The 18,750-nt window shown below is 67.2% G+C and carries 13 protein-coding genes and 1 tRNA gene; 8 read left to right on the top strand and 6 right to left on the bottom strand.

From position 1 onward, the window contains the following. Nucleotides 1-78: 78 nt before the first annotated feature. The 3 genes from THESUDRAFT_RS09205 to THESUDRAFT_RS09195 are packed head-to-tail and all read right to left on the bottom strand — an operon-like array spanning nt 79 to nt 5,714. Nucleotides 79-2,709: a DUF4129 domain-containing transglutaminase family protein gene (locus THESUDRAFT_RS09205; RefSeq protein ID WP_006904514.1), complete on the bottom strand. Its 2,631-nt coding sequence runs from the start codon at nt 2,707-2,709 to the stop codon at nt 79-81. After that, nucleotides 2,706-4,673: a DUF58 domain-containing protein gene (locus THESUDRAFT_RS15105; protein ID WP_006904513.1), complete on the bottom strand. Its 1,968-nt coding sequence runs from the start codon at nt 4,671-4,673 to the stop codon at nt 2,706-2,708. The genes THESUDRAFT_RS09205 and THESUDRAFT_RS15105 overlap by 4 nt, the downstream gene beginning before the upstream one ends. Nucleotides 4,674-4,721: 48 nt before the next feature. Next, nucleotides 4,722-5,714 (bottom strand): AAA family ATPase, encoded by a 993-nt coding sequence (locus tag THESUDRAFT_RS09195; protein ID WP_006904512.1) that lies wholly within the window; start codon nt 5,712-5,714, stop codon nt 4,722-4,724. Between the two features lie 278 nt (nt 5,715-5,992). Here THESUDRAFT_RS09195 and THESUDRAFT_RS15100 point away from each other — a divergent pair, with 278 nt between their 5' ends. The 3 genes from THESUDRAFT_RS15100 to THESUDRAFT_RS13550 all read left to right on the top strand — a co-directional run bounded on the left by THESUDRAFT_RS15100 (nt 5,993) and on the right by THESUDRAFT_RS13550 (nt 8,141). Further along, nucleotides 5,993-7,210, top strand: a complete 1,218-nt coding sequence (locus THESUDRAFT_RS15100) for a DUF309 domain-containing protein (protein ID WP_006904511.1) — start codon at nt 5,993-5,995, stop codon at nt 7,208-7,210. Between the two features lie 233 nt (nt 7,211-7,443). Further along, the gene (gene bcp, locus THESUDRAFT_RS09185) at nt 7,444-7,905 is read left to right on the top strand and encodes a thioredoxin-dependent thiol peroxidase (protein WP_006904510.1); all 462 of its coding nucleotides are present in this window, start codon (nt 7,444-7,446) and stop codon (nt 7,903-7,905) included. A gap of 142 nt (nt 7,906-8,047) precedes the next feature. Then, nucleotides 8,048-8,141 (top strand) — tRNA-Sec (locus THESUDRAFT_RS13550). Nucleotides 8,142-8,242: 101 nt separating this feature from the next. On the opposite strand, the gene THESUDRAFT_RS09180 is transcribed toward THESUDRAFT_RS13550, so the two are convergent. Continuing rightward, nucleotides 8,243-9,394, bottom strand: coding sequence for a site-specific integrase (locus THESUDRAFT_RS09180; RefSeq protein WP_006904509.1), 1,152 nt, complete (start codon nt 9,392-9,394; stop codon nt 8,243-8,245). Continuing rightward, complete coding sequence (locus THESUDRAFT_RS13545) at nt 9,391-10,119, bottom strand: CGNR zinc finger domain-containing protein (protein WP_006904508.1); 729 nt, start codon at nt 10,117-10,119, stop codon at nt 9,391-9,393. Before THESUDRAFT_RS13545 ends, THESUDRAFT_RS09180 begins: the two co-directional genes overlap by 4 nt. A 118-nt stretch (nt 10,120-10,237) precedes the next feature. Between THESUDRAFT_RS13545 and THESUDRAFT_RS09170 the strand changes: the two genes are divergently transcribed. The 5 genes from THESUDRAFT_RS09170 to THESUDRAFT_RS09150 all read left to right on the top strand — a co-directional run bounded on the left by THESUDRAFT_RS09170 (nt 10,238) and on the right by THESUDRAFT_RS09150 (nt 15,194). Next, nucleotides 10,238-10,465 (top strand): helix-turn-helix domain-containing protein, encoded by a 228-nt coding sequence (locus THESUDRAFT_RS09170; RefSeq protein WP_006904507.1) that lies wholly within the window; start codon nt 10,238-10,240, stop codon nt 10,463-10,465. Nucleotides 10,466-10,894: 429 nt separating this feature from the next. Next, the gene (locus tag THESUDRAFT_RS09165; RefSeq protein WP_006904505.1) at nt 10,895-11,116 is read left to right on the top strand and encodes a hypothetical protein; all 222 of its coding nucleotides are present in this window, start codon (nt 10,895-10,897) and stop codon (nt 11,114-11,116) included. A gap of 6 nt (nt 11,117-11,122) precedes the next feature. Then, a complete protein-coding gene (locus tag THESUDRAFT_RS09160) occupies nt 11,123-13,672 on the top strand; it encodes a phage/plasmid primase, P4 family (RefSeq protein WP_006904504.1) in 2,550 nt (849 codons plus the stop codon). A gap of 638 nt (nt 13,673-14,310) precedes the next feature. Then, nucleotides 14,311-14,685, top strand: a complete 375-nt coding sequence (locus tag THESUDRAFT_RS09155) for a hypothetical protein (RefSeq protein ID WP_006904502.1) — start codon at nt 14,311-14,313, stop codon at nt 14,683-14,685. A 50-nt stretch (nt 14,686-14,735) separates the two neighbouring features. Beyond that, nucleotides 14,736-15,194 (top strand): hypothetical protein, encoded by a 459-nt coding sequence (locus THESUDRAFT_RS09150; RefSeq protein ID WP_040826444.1) that lies wholly within the window; start codon nt 14,736-14,738, stop codon nt 15,192-15,194. A 681-nt stretch (nt 15,195-15,875) separates the two neighbouring features. Here the strand turns inward: THESUDRAFT_RS09150 and THESUDRAFT_RS09145 are convergent. Then, nucleotides 15,876-18,722, bottom strand: coding sequence for a hypothetical protein (locus THESUDRAFT_RS09145; RefSeq protein ID WP_006904500.1), 2,847 nt, complete (start codon nt 18,720-18,722; stop codon nt 15,876-15,878). Nucleotides 18,723-18,750 lie beyond the last annotated feature (28 nt).

The raw sequence follows: 18,750 nt of genomic DNA, 5'->3' as shown, positions 1-18,750 counted from the left end.
GTCCCCGTGGGACCGATCCGCCAGCGGTGGAATCCACGGACGATTGTGGCCCATGAACCCGATTCTGTCCAGTTATCGTTAACTTTTCCGGTCCGCCCCGGTTAACCGTTCGGAAACCGCCGCCCGTCGGGGGCCAACCCGGTGACGGGGGCCGGGACCCGCCGGACGGCCGGAACCGGCATGGGAGCCGGCCGTCAGCAGGCGTGCCCTCCGGGGAAGCCGCGGTTTCACCGCCGTCGCCAGGGCGGTGCCCCATCTCCCGAGCCGGCGTGCCGCGGCCTGGGCCAGGGCGGCGGTATCCGGCACCAGCAACACCCATCGGAACCGCCAGCCGAAGTGGCGTTCCAGATCGCGGCGCAAGGTGCGGGCGACGTCCCGCACCGCCTCGCCGGGCAGGGCGGCGGGGTCCGGCGCATACCGGGCGCTCTCGTAGAGGGTGGCCAGCCGCTCCCAGGTCGGCGCCAGCTGGGGCAGGCGCCCCTGGAGCCAGCCGGCGTACTCCCGTGCCGTCATGGCCGGAGGCCGCCCGTAGCCCAGGCGATCCAGCCACCGCTCCACCCGGACGAACACGGTCCGCGCCGCCCGGGCCGGGTCGGGCGGAAGCCCCCGGCGGCGCCGGCGCCAGAGCACGGCGGTGGCCGCACCGCCGGCCAGAAGCCCCCCCAGGGCGAGCCCTGCCGCCCATCCCCAGGATGCTCCCTGGCGGGCACCGGTTCCGGCACCGTCCCTCCGGTCACCCGGTGCCGGGGCAGGCTCCGCCGGGTCCTCCACGGGTTGGGGTCGCCGGGTGGGCAGCGGCAGGTCAGGGCCGGTGGCTTCCCCGTCCCCGCCGGTCCCGGCGTCTTCCCCGGTCGAAGCGGGCAGCAGCGGGCCTTCAGGGTAGGCCGGCGTGGGCTCCAGGGGGATCCAGCCGTAACCGGGGATCAGCACCTCCGGCCAGGCGTGGGCCTGGGCGTAGGTGACGGGGTAGGTTCCCGGCCGCCCTCCCGTGGGGATCACAAAGCCCTCCACCCACCGGGCAGGAAGCCCGGCGCTGCGCAGCAGCACCACCGCAGCCGAGGCGAAGGCGACGCAGTACCCCCGCTGCAGGTCGAAGAGGAAGAAGTCGACGAAATCCCGGTCCCGGGGCATGAAGGGCATGTTGGGGTCGTAGCGGAAGCCGCGCAGGTAGCGCTCGATGGCCCGGGCCTGGTCGTAGGCGTTGTCCTGGCCGGCCGTCAGCCGGGCGGCCAGATCCCGCACCCGCTGGGGAAGATCCTCCGGCAGCTGCAGGTACACCCCCAGAGCGGGGTCGTCCCGCCAGCGGGGATTGAGGGCCTCCGCCCGCGCGGCCGCCTGGCGGGCCGCGGCCGGGTCGACCCGCGGCACCAGCGACCGGACGGTGTAGGGCTGCTCCACGGGGTGGAGGACCATCAGGGCGCTGTCGGCGGTGCGCATCACCGGGTTCTCCCGGCCGGGGTCGTAGTGGATCCCCGGCTGCGGACGTTCGACCAGGGGCGGCCGGCCGTCGACCTCCCGGACCTCGAAGGCGCCGTAGAGGTACGGGTGAACCGGCACCTGCGGCACGATCTCCTGCTCCAGGGTCCGGGCATCCCGCAGCACCGGCAGCGGGGCCCCGGGGTCGCCGTAACCGTTGACATGGTACGAGGCGTCGCCGCCGGGGCCGCCCCCCGCCAGCCAGCCGGACAGGCCCTGCCGGCTGGCCCAGGCCACGTCCACCGGCGGGCCCCAGGAGCGGCCGTCGTAGGCTACCCGCACCGGGCCGCGCAAGTAGACCGTGGCCGGGATGTCCTCCCCCGCCAGGCGAACCTCCAGCAGCGGCGTCGGGTCGGGGAAGAAGGGCCCGCCCAGGAACTGGCGGGAAGCGGCGGTCAGCCGGCCCGCCGCACCGGGGACGGCACCCCAGCCGCCGGTCCGGTCGGCCACGGTGAAGGGCAGCAGCCGGTTGGCCACGCTGGTGACGGCGACCCAGTCGGCGGCGGGTTCGTCCAGGAAGGGGGCGGCACCGGCCAGCAGGGCCGCCACCAGGATCACCGCCAGGGCCTGGACCGCCACGGGAAGAACCAGATGGCCCGGCACCGCCCGCCGGCCCGGCCCGGCGCTGGCGCCCCGCGCCAGGGCCACGAAGGTGAAAGCCAGGCACAGGTAGGCCAGCAGCGGCCCTTCCGGGCGGGGGAGGTCGCCGTAGAACCAGGCCAGGAGGAGCAGGAGGCCGCCCGCTACCGGCGGGACCAGGGCGAGGCCGGGCCGCCGGGCGGCCAGGAAGACCAGGCCCAGGTGGACCCCGGCCACCAGGGCGGTTCCGCTCCGCAGGAGATCGGAGGGCAACTGCTCGTAGGCCCCGAGCCACAGGTCCTGAAGAACCGGTGCCCAGCGGGCGGCCATGCCTGCACCCAGCCCGGAGACTTCCCCGTCCAGGAAGGTGGCCAGCCGCTCGGGATGGCGCAGGGCCAGCCAGCCCACCCATGCGGCTGCACCTCCCGCCAGGCCGAGGAGGAGCCAGGGGAAGGTGAGGGGCGCCCACAGCAAGGCTGCCAGGGCCAGGACCAGGCTCACGGGCTCGGGCTGGCCCGGCGGCCAGCCGAGGAAAGGCATCAGGCCTCGCACCAGGGCCAGGGTGCTGGCCACGCCCGTGGCCACCAGGAGGGCATACCACGGGCTGAGCACCGGTACCCGGGCCGGCCCGGGACCGGCGGGCCTGCGCCTCATGACCACCACCCCCGGGTGCGGGCGACGGGGGCCGCAGCATCCTGCGCGGACCGGCGGAGCCCGGTTCCCCCCAGCCGAACCCGGCCGGGCGGCGTGCCCGGCCAGGGGACGGCCGCCTCCGACGGGCCGGGCCCGCCAGGGCCAGGGTGCTGGGGCGCCCGGCGCCCGGCTCCAGCCGGTGGCGGGGCAAGGGGCCTTCGGAGTCCGGACACGCCGGCCGCTCCGGGCGGGCCCGCCGGGGCGGCGAGGGAGCGCCCCTCCGCCCCGGCATCCGCTCCGGGGTGCTCCGGCCATGGCACCGGGTGGATCTCCACCCCTTCCGACAGCAGCCAGCGCACCAGGGCGGGATCAACCCCCGGGATAGCACCTGCCGCACTGGCGCTGGCGCCGGTGTTCGCCCCGGCGCTCACCCCGGCGGCGCCGCTCGCATCGGGCCGGGAAGGGGCGGAACCTTCGCCCCCGCTCCCGCTGGCCGCCCGGATCGTGCCGGCGGCAGGCGACCCGGCACCGCCGCCCCCGGTTGCCGGCATTCCTTCCCGGGTGGCCGCGGCAGAGGCCGAGGCGGTGACCGCGGCCGCCGTGCCCCCATCCTGGTGCAGGTACCACACGGCGACGGCATGGCCCTGGCTCCGCAACTGGGCGAGCACCCGGCCCAGGCGCCGGTCCATCTGCGGCGTGACCACCAGCACCGCCGACCGGGGGGTCAGCCAGCTCCGCCGGGCGGCGAGGAAGTCGGCCAGCGGCATGGTGCCGGGCTGGTTCACGTCGACCAGCCACTCCAGCAGGCGCCGGTACTGCTGCGGTCCCCGGCCCGGCGCCAGCCGGTGGGGCCGGCCGGTATGGGCGGCCGCGGCCACCACCAGCTCGCGGTGGAGGGCCAGGGCCGCGATCCCCGCGGCCACGCCCGCCACCCCCTCGCTGATGTCCAGGGGGAGCGGCTCTGGGGCCGGCCCGGTGCGGGGCGGCTCCGCTGCGGCCGCCCCCGGGCCCGTCACCGGTGCCCGCCCCGGCCCACCCCTCAAGGCTTTCCCTGCCGTCGCCATGCCGGCAGCCGGCGGGCCGCCCAGGCCCGCCGGGCTTGGCGGGCCCGCCGGGCCGGCCCGCTCATCCGGTGACACCCGGCGGCCGCCCGTCCAGGGGTCGCCCTCGGGGCCGGCCCCGGCGTGGAGGTCGAGGAACAGGTAGCAATCCGTGGTCGCCCGCAGGTCGAACTCTTTGACGTGCAGCTCGTCCAGGCGGGCCGACACCTTCCAGTGGATGTGCTTCGGGTTGTCTCCCGGCCGGAAGGGGCGGACGTCGGCCAGGCTGGAGGGATCCTGCCAGGCCCGGGTGTCCACCCGCTGCCGCCCGAAGGGCTGGCGGGGAAGAATGGGCAGCCCGTCTACGGGCACGGGCCGCGGGTACACCACCAGGGCCGGCTCGGCGAACACGGCCCGCCGCAGCCGGAATAGGCCCAGGGGCTCCTGCACCTCGACCACCACGGGTCCCAGGCGATACCGGCCGCGCCGCGGCAGGATCACCGCTTCCCGGTGCAGCAGGTTCCCCAGGGGTCCCAGACTGCGGTAGAACACCCGGCCGGGTTCCGGCCACGGGCTGGGGCGCCCCCTGCCACCGGCGCCCGCCGCGGACGGGGGGTCGCCGTCCTCCGGACCCGGCCGCCAGCCGCCCGGCCGGAGCGGCTCGTCCCAGGCGGGCAGGGCGATGACCAGCCGCGGTGCGGGCAGGACGGACTCGTTGTGCACGAAGACCTCAAGTTCCACCCGCTCGCCCGCCACGGCCCGCCCCCGGTCGACGCGCGCCTGCACGTCCAGCCCGCGGGCCAGCAGCCAGGCCCAACCGGCCCCCAGCAGGTGCAGCGCCAGCAGGAACTTGAACAGGAACCAGGGTACGGGCCCGCCGGTGGTCAGGGCAAAGACCAGCGCCGCCAGCGTCCACAAGGGCAGGCCCCAGCTCTGCAGCCGCATGGCTCGCCTCCCATGGTTCGCCTCCGATGGCTCGCCTTCCCGAACCTTCTACAGCCGGCCCAGGAGCCCGCCGATCCGGCGTCCCGGCCGGTGTTCCACCCGGCGCTCGACGGGTGCCGGCACGTGCTCCAGCACCTCCCGCACCACGGCCTCCGGATCGGCGTCCTGCCACCGCGCCTCGGGCTGCAGCACCAGCCGGTGGGCCAGCACCAGCGGCGCCAGCTCCTTGACGTCATCGGGAAGGACGAAGGAGCGGCCGTCGATGGCGGCCAGCGCCTGGCTCAGGCGGTACAGGCTCAGGCTGGCCCGGGGGCTGGCGCCCAGATAGACGGCGCTGTGGACCCGGGTGGCCTGGATGATCCGCACCAGGTAGTCCTTGACGCTGTCGTCCACGTGGACCTGGGTGATGAGCTGCTGCAGTTCCAGGATCTCCTCCGCCGTGGTCACCGGCTCCAGGCCGTCCACGGGGCGGCCGCCGTGGTGGAGGTCCAGGATGGCCCGTTCTTCCGCGGGGTGCGGGTAACCCAGGCGAATGCGCAGTCCGAACCGGTCCAGCTGGGATTCCGGCAGGGGGAAGGTGCCCTCGTACTCGATGGGGTTCTGGGTGGCCAGGACGAAGAAGGGCCGGGGCAGGGGGTAGGTCTGCCCGTCCACCGTGACCTGGCCCTCCTCCATGGCCTCCAGCAGGGCCGACTGGGTCTTGGGCGACGTGCGGTTGATCTCGTCGGCCAGGACCACCTGGCTGTGGATGGGCCCGGGCCGGAAGGTGAACTGGCGCGTGGCCGGATCGTACACGGCCAGGCCCGTGATGTCCGAGGGCAGCAGGTCCGGTGTGAACTGGATGCGCCGGAAGGTACAATCAATGGAGCGGGCCAGGGCACGGACCATGGTGGTCTTGCCGACGCCGGGGACGTCTTCGATCAGCACGTGACGGTTGGCCAGCAGCGCGGCCATAAGGTAGCGGATCTCGGCCCGCTTGCCCACGATGGCCCGCTCCACGCTGGCCAGCACCCGTCCTGCCACTTCTTGCACGCGTTGCATGGGCCACCTCGGTTCGCAGGGGAATGGATCGGGAAGAACCCGCGCCGCGCCAGCCTCGCGCCCCCCGGCCCTGAAGACCCGCGCGGTCGCGGCCGGGGTGCAGCGAAGGCCGGCCCTAGGTCCAGCAGGAATCCGCCCGGGGCACGGCCGCGGACCGCGGCGGACCGCGGCGGAACCCTGGCAGTAGCTTTCCACTTGCAAACAGCTATTCCTTGCGCTCGGGTTGCAGGTTTGCCGTGCCAAACCCTGCCCGGCGCCCATGGGGAGGGGGGAAGACCATGGCCGGGAGCGGGGCCGGGGAGGTGCGGTTCGACTACGATGCGGTGTTCGACCCCGACGACTATCTGTACTTCTATGAACCCATCCTGACGTCCGAGCGCACCCAGCGGGAGGTGGCCCTGGTCTGGACCCTGCTGGACCTGCGGCCGGGAGAGGCGGTGCTGGACCTGGCCTGCGGCCACGGCCGGCTGGCGGTACCCCTGGCCACCCTGGGTGCCCGGGTGACGGGGCTCGACCGCAGCGTGGGGTTCCTCGCCCGGGCGCGGGAGGAGGCGGCCCGCCAGGGCGTGGAGGTGGAATGGGTCCAGGGCGACATGCGCCGGCTGCCCTGGCGGGACCGGTTCGATGCCGCCTTCAACGTGTTCACCAGCTTCGGCTACTTTGCGGACGAAGAGAACCTGGCGGTGCTGCAGCAGGTGGCGCAGGCCCTGCGGCCGGGAGGCCGGTTCCTCCTGGAGACGGTGTTCCGGGACGCCGTGCTGGCCCGTTTCGCCCCCTACAACGTGGTGGAACGGGGGGACGACGTCCTCATCGACGCCCACCGCTGGGATCCGGTGACGGGGCGGATGATCACCCGGCGCACCGTCCGGCGGGCGGGGCAGGTACGGCGGGGGGAGTTCTTCGTCCGCCTGTACACGCCGCCCGAGCTGGCGAGCCTGTTCGAGCAGGCGGGGCTCGAGGTCACGGGGTTCTATGACGAGACGGGCGCCGCCCTGTCGGCCCAGAGCCGGCGCCTGGTGGTGGTGGGCCGCAAGCGGCCGGCAGGCCGCCGGGTGCAGGGGGGCGGGGCGGAGGGACCCCCGCCGGGAGCCCTGGTGCCGGCGGCCCTGGCCGAGTTCCTCCGCCTCTACCATGCCGGCCGGTTCTTCGAGAGCCACGAGGTGCTGGAAGAGGCCTGGCACCGCACCCGCAGCGATTTCTACCACGGGCTCATCATCCTGGCCGCCGCCTTCGTGCGGCGGGACCGGGGAACGCCCCGGGGCGTGCGACGCAACCTGGCCAAGGCCCGCCGGTACCTGGAACGTTATCGGCCCCGCTACCTGGGGCTCGACGTGGAGGCCGTGCTGGCCTTCATCGACCGGCAGATCCCGGCGGTGGAGCAGGCCGGCGACCCAGAGGGGGATGCGCTGCGCCGGCTGGTGCCGGACCTGCCCCTTCCGGTTCATCCCGGCTGGGTGCGGGGGGACGAGCCGGAGTGGCAGGACGAGGTGGTGTAGGGAGGGCGGCGGGGCTTCGAGGGGCTCGCGGGCACTTGCGGGGGCTTGCGGCCCGGGCTGGGCGGCCAGGTTCGGAAAGCGGCTCCCGCCGGCGGGCGGTGGACGGGTCCAAAAGAGCGGGTTTGGCAACAAGCGGGCAACGTCGTGGGAGGCCGACGAAGAAGAACAATCCTCGGAAGAACAATACCTCGGGCTGAGGTACCAACAGCCATGTACTGGGGAGGGACAAGCCCATGGTAAAGGTGGGCGAGCAGGCGCCGGACTTTACCGCCGTGAACGACCGCGGGGAGACGGTGCGGCTGTCCGACTTTCGCGGCCGCAAGGTGGTGCTGTACTTCTACCCCAAGGACGACACGCCCGGCTGCACCCGGGAAGCCTGCAGCTTCCGGGACGACTACGGGCAGCTGCAGGAAGCCGGCGCCGTGGTGCTGGGGGTGAGCCCGGATCCGGTGGAATCCCACGTCAAGTTCCGGGAGAAGTACGGCCTGCCCTTTCCGCTCCTGTCGGACCCCGATCACCAGGTGGCCGAGGCCTACGGGGTCTGGAAGGAGAAGCGGATGTACGGCCGGACCTACTGGGGCATCGAGCGGACCACCTTCGTCCTGGACGAGGAGGGCAAGGTGCTGGCGGTGATCCGGGGCGTCAAGCCCGAGGAGCACCCGCGCCGGGCCCTGAAGGCGCTGGGGGTGGCCTAGGAGGGCCGGGCGGGGCCGGCTCCTGTGTGCGGGATGGCCGGTCGCCGCCTGGTGCAGCTCGCGGGGTGCCCTGCGCCTTCCTGGTGTTGCCTTGCTGTCCGAGGATGTCGATTGCTAGGATGGGGGCGGCGGTCGCCGTCGGGGGAGCAGCTGGTGACTGGTGTCGCCCCTGGTCTTCAAAACCAGTGGGGGGCGGAAAGACCGTCCCCGGTGGGTTCGATTCCCACATGCTCCCGCAAGGGTTTTCGGGCTATACCCCCTCCGGGGTATAGCCCGATTGGCGTTCAATCGGGGGCATTTTGCAAATCTTTTGCAAATCCGACGACTCTGGTAGGGCTTACGGGTTTTCCGCCGGGGCACTCAGGAGGGCATCGACCACGCGGGCGGCGGCTTCCTGCATGTCGGGAAGGGAATGCCCGTAGGTGTCGAGGGTGAAGGCGGCGGACGCATGGCCGAGCCTTTCCGCGACCGCCTTGATGGGCGTCCCGTCCCGCAGGAGAAGCGTCGCATGACTATGGCGCAGGTCGTGGAACCGGAGGTCAGGGAAGCCCGCCCGCTTCGCCAGGCTGGTAAACGCCTTCGAGAACTCGGCGGGATCGTAGGGCTTCCCGTTGGCTTGAGCGCACACGAGGCCATGATCCTGGTAGGCGGGGCCTAAGCGAAGCTTCTCCTGGGCCTGCTGCGCTCGATGGCGGCGGAGGGCTTGCACAACGAGTGGGCCGATCCGAATCACGCGGCGGCTCCGGTCGGTCTTCGGGTCGGTGAATTGAAGTCCGTCGCCCGTCTTAACGAGGGTCTGCCGGACGCTGATCCGCCCGCCCTCCAGGTCCACGTCCTCCCACCGGAGGGCAAGAATCTCGCCCCGGCGCATCCCCGTGGCAATGGCAAGCAGGATCGGGATGTAGTACCGGCTCCGGCGTGCTGTTTCGAGGAGCCGTTCGATCTCGTCCTTGTCCAGAACCCGCATTTCCTTGCGCTCGGGCCGTGGGGGCTTGACGGCGTCAGCAGGGTTCCGGGCCAACATCTGAAGCTGGACAGCGTGTTCCAGGGCCTCGTGAAGCACGCGGTGATGGTGAAGCACGGTGCGCTTGGAGAGGCCGCCCTTGCCGTCCCTGCGCCCGTTCTCCAGGGCATCCCTGTAGTACGCCTGAATGTGGGCGGGACGGAGTTTCTGAAGCTGGTACTTGCCAAGGGCCGGAATTAGGTGCCGTTCCACGATGATTTCATAGCGGTGAAACGTGGTAGGGGCCACACGGGACCGGATGTCTCCGAGCCAGAACCGAAGGTACTCCGCGACCGACATCTTTTCGGGCTCCACATACGCGCCCGTGTGGGCGTCGTTGACCAGGCGGGCTAGTTCCCGCTCGGCATCGGCTTTGGTCTTGAAGCCGCCGTGCCAGCGGTACTGCTTCTTCCCCGTCGCTTCATCCCTGCCCAGGTAAATCACGACGGCCCACTTGTTTCCCCGCTTTCGGATGTGCCCCCTCACGAGGTTCCCTCTCCTTCCTGATTTCTGTGGGCGTTCCGCCAGCGCCGCATTCTGTCTGCTGAAGCACAGCGCGGCGAGCAGTAGCGACGGTCCGAACGATGAGTCAGAAACCAGTTGCGGCAGGTTCGATTCTGACACTTGCGGGGAACGTCATCAGTTTCCAGTATGTCACGAGCCAATTCGAGGTACATGCTGGCAAGCAAGTCATCGATGTGCAAGGCTAGTTCTAGACGCTCTCCAAAATCCACGATGGCGACCTCTACCTGTACGTGCTCAAGCTGCCGAGTTAGCGCCTTGCTGAGAAGGTACCGCGCATGGGCCTGCAGGCTCTCGATGTCTTCCTCCACGGGGTGCCCTTTCTCTCCCCAAACTGCTTCCAACATGCGACATGCTTCAAGGAGTTGTTGGGCATCGGCAGGTTCGGTCCGAAGGGCCTCCACGACCTGGAGGACAGCCCTCATCTTACGGATCTCATGGGCAATAGCGTCAATCTCATCAGTCCCCAGCCAGCCTTCCCGGCTCACAAAGTCGGCTAGAGCCTCTGGGTCCTCCTCGTTTAGGGACGCGAACTGAACATACGGAGGTTCTTCCCCCTGCGCTATGCGCTCTTCTAGGTGACTGTGCGGGTTCCTGAGCTCCGTGAGGTCTTCCCATGTGCCTGCCGGAACCAAGCGGCCTCCCTGCGGACGGACCCGCTGGACCGGGACAATACCGAGAATCAACACGACCAACTCCCTCCCCCGTTACGCAAAGGTTACGCCTCCGTTACGCGAATGATGGATTGTTTGCGTGACAGGTCCAGTATAACATGGAAGCACAGGCAAGGAAAGGAGGGGAGAGGGGATGCAGGGCACGACAGTGCGGAGCATCGAAGACCTGCCGCTCCTGCTCACCGTGCCCGAAGCGGCCAAGGTGCTGCGGGTTGGCGTGAGTCGGGCTTACGAGATGGCACACCGGGGCGAGATTCCGGCGGTTCGAATTGGGCGCCGCGTTCGCGTTCCTCGCGACGCCCTGACGTTGTTCCTCAAAGGGGTTCCAGAGGAAAGGAATTCGCCGATTGCGCGTGTGTGAGGACCATTAGTGGGGAAAACCGGGGTTTCGATGCGGGGTGAAAGGAGGAAAACCTGGTTTTCCCCTTGACTTTTTCTCAAAAGTGTGATATAATATTGATAGGAGTGGTATGCCAGAAAGGGGGTCGCGATGAATGGAGAACCCGCTTGTAGAGGCGGTTCGCAAGGCCGGCCTGACCCGAGCCGCCCTTTCGCTCCGAGCTGGCCTCTCTTACGCCGCCGTAGCGCACGCCCTGCGGGGATATCCGAAGAAACCCCCGCAGGCAATGCTCAAGGTTCTGGAGTCCCTGGGTTGGGACGCGGAAGAACTTGAGCGGCGGTACGTTGAGTGGCGCAGCGCATACCGTGACCATTAAGGCTCGGTGCCGTAGGTGGGGAAAACGGGGGAGTCCAGGAAGGGAGGGAATCTAAGCAAAGGAGGAAAAACAGCGTGAAGCCGAAGGTCATCGGCTACCTCGTCGTCCAGCAGCCCCCGCCACCCAGACCCTCGCTTGAAGAAATCCTCAAATCCGATTCCATCTCCTTCGCAAAGCCCATCCGAATCATCCCCCTCCTGTTAAGCGACGACAACCAGCCCGTCGTTGACGCTGGGGAAGTCGTCCTTGGCGTCATCCCGGCGTGTGCCTGTTTGGGGGAAAAGAAGGAGGAGTGAAGCCAGGTGACTGTGGTTGCGACCAACGGAACCGAGGCGGTGCGGTACCTCAAGAGGGGGTGGACCATCGTCCCCTTATGCTGGCCAACTGACGGTGGGTGCGGAGCAGGTCACCCCACCTGCTCCGCCGATCCCCGCCATATCGGTAAAGCCCCCATTAAAGGTAGCACGCTGTTCAGGCCAGGGCAAGAGGCCGAGGCGGAACGGTTTTGGTCGGAGTACCCGAAGGCGAATATCGGCATTCGGCTCGAAGAATCCGGGCTGATCGTTGTGGACATTGACGACCCTGACGCGGTTCCGCCTGAAGACCGCCAGCGCTTCGACCTGTATGAAGACTACGTAAGCACGGGCCGGGGCAAGCATATCTACTTCCGCCGGAACGACCTGCCCATTCCGAAGGCGGCCATCGACCTACGGAAAGAACGAGGGTGGGAAATTCGGCTGCGGGGCTACGTGGTGGCCCCGCCAAGCCGTCACAGATCGGGTAAGGAATACCGCTGGTCCAGGGGAATCGAAGTGGTCCACCCTGAAGTTCCCGACTGGATTGCCGAAATCATCCGGGCGGCCAGCGAGCAGAAAGTCCAAGACGTCAACATCGACTGGGACCACCTGCCCGACGTGGATATCTCCCGGATTCCCCTGTCCATCGAGACGCGGGAGTTAATCCGGTTCGGTGCGCCGAAGGGGGCGCGGTCGGAGGCGATCTGGCGGGTCATCGGCGACCTCATTCGGGCCGGGTGCGACGACGCGACGGTGGCGGCGGTGCTGATGAACCCCGAGCACCTTATTTCGGAGAAGATTCGGGAGAAGGCCCCCGAACAACAGCACAAGTACGTCGAGTACCAAATCGCGAAGATGCGATCCGAGTTTCGGTCGCCGGCCTCAAAGGGTGCGGAGTGGACGAACATGGACCAATCCGTTGCAAGTGCACAGCCGGCCATGGAGCACTTTACGGATTTGGGTAATGCAAAACGCCTTGTCCGAAGGCACGGTAAGAACCTGCGCTACTGCCCTGAGTTGGAAAAGTGGCTGGTCTACGATGGACGCCGTTGGGTTGTGGACAAAACGGGCGAGGTCATGCGTCGGGCGAAAGAGACGGTGCAGTCCATGTACCAGGAAGCCGCGCAGATCGCGGACGAGGATAAGCGCAAGAAGCTCGTCCAATGGGCTTTGAACTCCGAATCTGCGTCCAAGCTGAAGCACATGGTGGAACTGGCCCAAACAGAACCCGGCATTCCCGTGAAACCATCGCAGTTGGACCGTGATCCGTGGCTTCTCAACTGCCTGAACGGAACCATCGACCTTCGGTCTGGAGAGTTGCGCCCGCACAGGCGGGATGACCTCATTACGAAGCTGGTTCCCGTTGAATACGATCCCGACGCCAAGGCTCCGCTGTGGGAGAAATTCCTCCATCGGATCATGAACGGGAACCAGCGCCTGATCGAGTTCTTGCAACGAGCCGTGGGATACACCCTAACCGGCGACACAAGCGAACAGGTGTTGTTCCTGTTGTACGGCACAGGTGCGAACGGAAAGAGCACGTTCCTCGAAGTGTTGAGGAGTTTGTTCGGCGACTACGGTCAGCAGGCGGAATTCAGTACGTTCCTCGCTCGTGATACCGAACGTGTGCGCAATGATCTCGCCAGGCTGGTCGGAAAGCGGTTTGTATCGGCTGCGGAGGCCGAGGAGGGAAGACGCTGGTCAGAGGTTGTCATCAAACAACTAACTGGAGGCGACACCATCACGGCCCGGTTCCTCTACCGGGAATACTTTGAGTTCCGCCCAGCCATGAAACTCTGGTTGGCGGCTAACCATAAGCCCCGCGTGCGTGGTACGGACTACGCTATATGGCGACGCCTCCGACTGATTCCTTTCACCGTCACCATTCCGGAGGGAGAGCGCGACAGGGACCTGTCTTCGAAACTGTGTCAGGAGCTACAGGGCATCCTCGCATGGGCTGTTCAGGGGTGTCTGAAATGGCTGGATAGGGGTTTGGACGCACCGCCAGAAGTGATGGAGGCCACGAACCAGTACCGCGAGGAGCAGGACGTAATCGCCCAATTCATCGAGGCGGCGTGTGTCCCACACCCGAATACCCGTGTCAATGCCACCGACCTGTATAAAGCCTACCTGAAGTGGTGCGAAGACGTGGGTGAGCGACCCGTGAGCCTGACCGAGTTCGGTGAACGGCTAAACGAGAAGGGCTTCCCTACCAAGAAAATTCAAGGGCTGAAGTATCGTTTGGGCATCGGGCTGTTGGCGAACGCCGAAAAGGCACAAGCGCAAAAACTCGTGGACAATGACGGAGGTGGGGAGGGTGGGGATAGTGGGGACACTTCCTCGAAAAATTCCCCTATAAAGAGGGTCGAGCCAAAGTTTTCTGATAAGGGTCCCCAACTGTCCCCACTGTCCCCACAGCCTTTGGGAGAACCTATGCGGAACTTGCCTCGCAGCGAGTTCTACCAGCTTCAGTCCGCTGGTGCCCGGCAAGATACCGAGGACGAGGACGATGATCGCATCGAGTGGGACGATTATGAGGGGGCCGAAACCGCATGACCCCTTCGCCCCGGTTCGTGACCTGGCTCCTCATCCACAGCGACCTTCTCGCCGCGTGCCTGGTCCTCCTGGTGATGCTGGCAACTCGATAGCGCCCGTGGTCCTGGGCGGGTGGGGAGAAACCCTGCCCGCCCCTTTCTCGTTTTCGGAGAACTCCCAAAGCGATGGGAGCGGTACGAGGAGCAACTGAATAAGGATGCGGAATCGGTGCATAAATACCAAATGGAAGGACTCGTGCGGGGAAAAACGAACCAAACCCCACCGAAACCACAGCACACGGGGAGGCGTGCAGGTGGACGCACAGAGGGGAGGAGGGCGTGGAGAGGGAGAATCCCGCCCTGTCAGTCCCATATGACCCCCGTTCCCCGCTTCGCTGGTTCCCTCCTGCTCTACAGCAATCTCCTCGCGGGATGGCTGACTTTCTTGGCTGCTCTTTGGTCGCGGTAAGAACGAGCCACACGGCGGGTAGGGGGCGACCCTACCCGCCTTTTGTTTTGGGGAACCTCCCAACGACAACAACCGCAAACAAAAGGGGATGAATAAAATTTCACCAACATCGTATAAGTTTGCATCCGCAGGATTTGCTTGAGGAAAAACGAACCACCGTCCACGGACACCGATCGGGGGAGGGTCCGTACATGGCTGCAACGGCGGAAAAGGAGCACGTCACGCTTCAACGGCGGCCCGCAAGCCCCGTATGGCTTCTCTACGGCGTGTACCTCGTGCTCCTGGGGTGGTTGGCGTTCGGGTCGCACGCGCCGGACACCGAGAAGATGTTGATTTCCTTTGGAGTTCGGCGGCTTTGGGAGAGGCCGTTTGTTGTGCAGGAATCGCTATTCGGTCAGAACTTTGAAAGCCTTAAGGTTCTTAGCCGATACGGCCCGAACTACGGCGGGGTGCTCCTTTACGCGGTCGGAGGTGGTCTCGTGGCATACTACCTGAACGACCGGCAACGACGGGCGGAAGGGCGAACGGAGCAGGAAGACCCGGTTCCCCGCAGGAGTACGCAGTAAGCTCTGTAAGAGAGCGCAATGCTCGCGTGTGCCTGTGGGGGTGGAACAGCGTGAAACCGTTCGTACCGATGGTTCTGACGGTGGTGCTTCTTACGGGTTGTGGTGCACAGGCACAGCAGGCCAACCAGGTTCAGGTTTTCGAGCAGCGAATGAAGGCCCTCGAGCAGCGTCAGCAGGAACTTGAAGCCCAGCTTGAACAGACGCAGAAGGAAAGAGCGGAACTCGCCAAGCGGATCGAAGAACTTCAGGCGGCACAGCAGGCCATCCAGGAGCGGCAGGCTGCGTTCGAACAGAACGTCGAGAAGTGGGCGACCGACATGACGACGGCCCTCGAACAAACGCAAAAGGCCGTGGCACAGCGCCCGAAGCCGAACTGCAAGGACCCCGGCAAAGCGCTGGCCGAGGCGGTGGAGAGGCTGAACGGCCTCCCAAGCCCTGCCATGCTCCAAACTCTCGCAGACATCGCGTTTCGAGAGTACGACGCCTGTATGAGAGCGGCAGGAAGGTAACAGGACGCCGTGCCACCTGTGGGGCGGCGTCAGTTGTGCGCTACACCGCGATGACCGTGTGTCCCTTGCTATACATCGAGCCATTGGTGGCACTAGGGGATTTTGGGACGATCTAGAGGCTGGACGGAACGTAGAGGTTACCTTTGTCGTTGAACAGGAACTGAAAGCCCTTCACGAAGCGGGGTTTTGGGTTTTCGGGTCCTTGTCGAAACGACGGATTCGGGCGCGTGCCCTTGACCAAACCCACGAAGATGTATGGCCTGTAGCGGTCGTTTACGTCGCACGGGAGGACAATCCGACGATTGTAAAAGGCCATATACCCACGTTTTCCAGGCAGCAGACACGGGGGCAGGCCGTTATGAGGGCCTTGATCCAAGACGCGTTTGCGGGAGTCCTTACCGCCGTAATCCTTTCGGGCTTAGTAGCCGGGCGGCGCTGGGTGGGGGTGGCGGCTTCACGGTGCCGGCCTCCTGCTGATGCGGATATTCGGGATTACGGGACGGTGGTGGTATTCGGCACGCGGCCCGGCAGGCCCACGTCGTGGAAGCACCGTCTGTGGTGGGCTGTGCTTTGGCGGTTTGACCCGACCTGGAAGGGCGGGCGACCTTCATCCTGGTATGAATAGAATACGCCCCCATGCGTAGCTCCTACACACGGGGGCGCGACTTTAAGTGGTAGCCGTTACTGTGTGTTGAGGAGGGCCGCCAGTACCTCCAAGGCGCGTGGTTCCCCGACCCGTGGCCGATCCGTCAGACCCAACTCCTCCGTCGTTGGAACGTACATACCCTGCCGGCGGAGGTTCGTGATTTGGTCCTGGAGGCGGCGTGCGTAGAGCATGGAGCCAACGGCGAGTTCGCGTTCGGGGTTGAATGGTGACGCGAAGGAACTCATGCCGGAGAGTCCCCGGAGGAGTTGTTCGAGGGCGCTTTGTTCGGGGCGCGGCGGGAGTTCCGTCACCTCCTCGACCTGCGGGCGGAAGGTGCGGGTCAGCGACCGGCCCGCCACCGGGACGAGTTGCTCGAAGAGGTAGAGGAGCCGGGGGTCGACCTGGCGCTGAACGGGGCCAACCTGGAGGGGAATGACCTGCCCTTCGCGGCTCTGGATGGGGGAGCCGCTGAAGAACTGGGTGTTCCCCGCCAGTTCCATCGGCACACGGAGGAAGGGCGTCATCTGCCCGCCGACGTACCGGGCGACGGACTGGAGAAAGTCGCCGGCCCCTTCGGTGGGGGATTCGATGCCCGACAGCGGGTCGACGGGGAAGCCGAGCGAACCGGCGTAGAACCGCTCGCCGATCCGGTACACGAGGCCGAGGTCCTGCCGGACCCACTCCGGCACTTCCTCCTCCGAGACGCCCGCCGCTTCCCGGGCTTCACGGCTCGCATACCCGCCCGCCTTAAAGAGTTCGGGGTGGGAGAAGATGCCCTCGAAAAGGACCGGCAACTCCTTCCGCCAGAAGGTGTAGAACCAGAAGAAGTTCCGAAAGATGTGCTTCTCCGCTGGCGTGATGTCGGTATAGTCGAACAGATAACGCCGCACACGCCGGGCCGCTGCGTCGGGGTCGAGGCCCTGTGCGATGAGGTCCCGAAGGAGGGCCAGCTTCGAGTTCGTGTCGACGGCGGCGGAGGCCCGGTGCGGCGGGAGGCGGCGAATCTTCTCCGCCGCCCGTTCGAGGAGGGAGTTCGTCGCTTCGGCGGCAGGCCGCAGAAGGCCTGCAATCTCCGCCGTCTCGCCCGTCGAGATGAGGTTGTGCCGCCAAAGGATATCGTGCAGGTCCTTCCACCGATACGCACGGCCTCCGGCCTGCACAGCCACCTGCTCCGCCATTTCCGGTGTCCAGGACCGCAGGGACGCCACGAACCCCGAGAGGAACCGGAGCGGCGGCACACCCGCGATGACGGCGTTGAAGGTGTTGCCGATAAAGTCGCGGAAGACCTTGCCGGGGGTGGCGGTGACGATGCCCTTGAACAGCCCGTTCGCCAGTTCCGCCGTGCGGATGAGGTCCTGGATTTCCCGGCGGTTCGAGAGGGCGTCGTTGAGCGTCGTGATCGACCGGGCGAGTTCCGGGTGAAGGAAATACCGCGCCTTCACCCGACCGCTCTTCGTCCGGTCGATCAGGTTCTCCATGAGCATTTCCGCCGGCACCCAACCCTTCGGGGGGTTGGGGCGCTTCTTCCCCTTCGGGGCGCGGGCCGGAATCCGCACGATGGAGGCTGCATCCGCCTCGTCGGCCTTCTTGGCGAGCGAGCGGAGTTGCTGTGCCAGCAGGTGGTTCATCCGCGCCCGGGCCGACTGCCAGGACCGAATGGCGATGATCCGTTCGGGGTCGTAGATGACGTTGAACCCCGCCTCTTCGAGTTCCCGGGCGTAACTCTTCGACCGCGCCAGCCGGAACGCCGCGAACTCGGTGGTGCGGGCACGGGCCTGCTGGGCGAGGGAGGTTTGGAGGGAGCGAAGGTATTCCTCCGCCGCGTCCTGATCCCGTTCGACGAGGTGCGGCAGGTAGTTCTCCCTGCGGCGATAGGTCAGCCCCGTTGCCTGTTCGGCGTCGTACAGGGCGTCCATCTGCTGGCGGAGGAACTTCGAGAGCTTCTCGACGCGCTCTGCGGTCTCGGGGTCGGTCTTCCGAAGTTGGGCGAGGGCCTGAATCCCCTCCTCGTCGCCCTCCCCGGCAAGGAACGCAATCCGGTGGAGGGACGGGTCCATTTGATGAGCGCCGATCTCCCGAAGCGTCTTTCGGGCTTCGAGAATCTCCCGCGTCGTCAGGCCGCTTTGTGCGGCCTTCGTCTCGAAGACGGTCTGCTGGGCCTGACGAATCGCCTCCCGCATGGAAGCCGGAAGCCGGGCCGACGCCCCGCCCCGCGAGAAGAGGGGCCGGAGAGGGTCCACGATGGGCGCGGCGGCCCGTTCGACCGCGCCGACAACCCGCTCCGCCGGGGCGGAGGCGATGGTGCGGGCCGCCCCCGTGAAGGGGACTTGCAGGTTAACGACGAATCGCCGGGCGGCCTGTTCGACCCCCTCCCGCGCAAGGGCCTGTGCTCCTTCCCGGGCCACCGTGCCGAGGCCGAAGGAAAGGTACGACAGCGGGGAGGTCAGCACGTCGATGGCGGTGCCGCCGAGGAAACGGAGGACGGGGTTCTCGACGCCGAGTTCTTCGAGAAACTTCCCGCCGCCCTCACGGAGAGCCTGAAACCATCGTTCGTTCTCCAGCCCCGGGATTTGGGCGAGGGCGTTGAAAAGGAGCCGCCGGTCGAAATCGAGAAGGTTGACGAGGCTTTCGAGGGCGCTCCGGTTCTCCTCCGGGGCGGGGATGGGCTGGCCCACCGACGCCAGGCGGGCCTGTGCGTTGAGGATCGTGTTGAGTTGTTGTTCGGCAAAACTTCGCGGCTCGGGCTGGGGTTGGGCCAGCATGTCTTGAAGGGTGGGAAGGCGGTAGGCGTCGAGAAGACTCCCCCGCATGCCCCGACGGATGTTCGTCTGGGAGAGAATGGGGTAGTACGCCGCGAAGATGGCGTCCGAAGGGGTTGGCACGGAACTTCACTCCTTCCGCTTGCCCACC

This window comes from Thermaerobacter subterraneus DSM 13965, from assembly GCF_000183545.2.
Classification (GTDB): Bacteria; Bacillota; Sulfobacillia; order Thermaerobacterales; family Thermaerobacteraceae; genus Thermaerobacter; species Thermaerobacter subterraneus.
Note: the sequence above shows the minus strand (reverse complement) of the source record. Positions and strands in the feature narration are given on the sequence as shown.

What these genes read in the sequence shown, in the direction of transcription:
- THESUDRAFT_RS09205 (WP_006904514.1), bottom strand. Translation starts at nt 2,709, where the DNA reads ATGAGGCGCAGGCCCGCCGGTCCCGGGCCGGCCCGGGTACCGGTGCTC.
- bcp (WP_006904510.1), top strand. Translation starts at nt 7,444, where the DNA reads ATGGTAAAGGTGGGCGAGCAGGCGCCGGACTTTACCGCCGTGAACGAC.
- THESUDRAFT_RS09195 (WP_006904512.1), bottom strand. Translation starts at nt 5,714, where the DNA reads ATGCAACGCGTGCAAGAAGTGGCAGGACGGGTGCTGGCCAGCGTGGAG.
- THESUDRAFT_RS15105 (WP_006904513.1), bottom strand. Translation starts at nt 4,673, where the DNA reads ATGCGGCTGCAGAGCTGGGGCCTGCCCTTGTGGACGCTGGCGGCGCTG.
- THESUDRAFT_RS15100 (WP_006904511.1), top strand. Translation starts at nt 5,993, where the DNA reads ATGGCCGGGAGCGGGGCCGGGGAGGTGCGGTTCGACTACGATGCGGTG.
- THESUDRAFT_RS09170 (WP_006904507.1), top strand. Translation starts at nt 10,238, where the DNA reads ATGCAGGGCACGACAGTGCGGAGCATCGAAGACCTGCCGCTCCTGCTC.
- THESUDRAFT_RS09155 (WP_006904502.1), top strand. Translation starts at nt 14,311, where the DNA reads ATGGCTGCAACGGCGGAAAAGGAGCACGTCACGCTTCAACGGCGGCCC.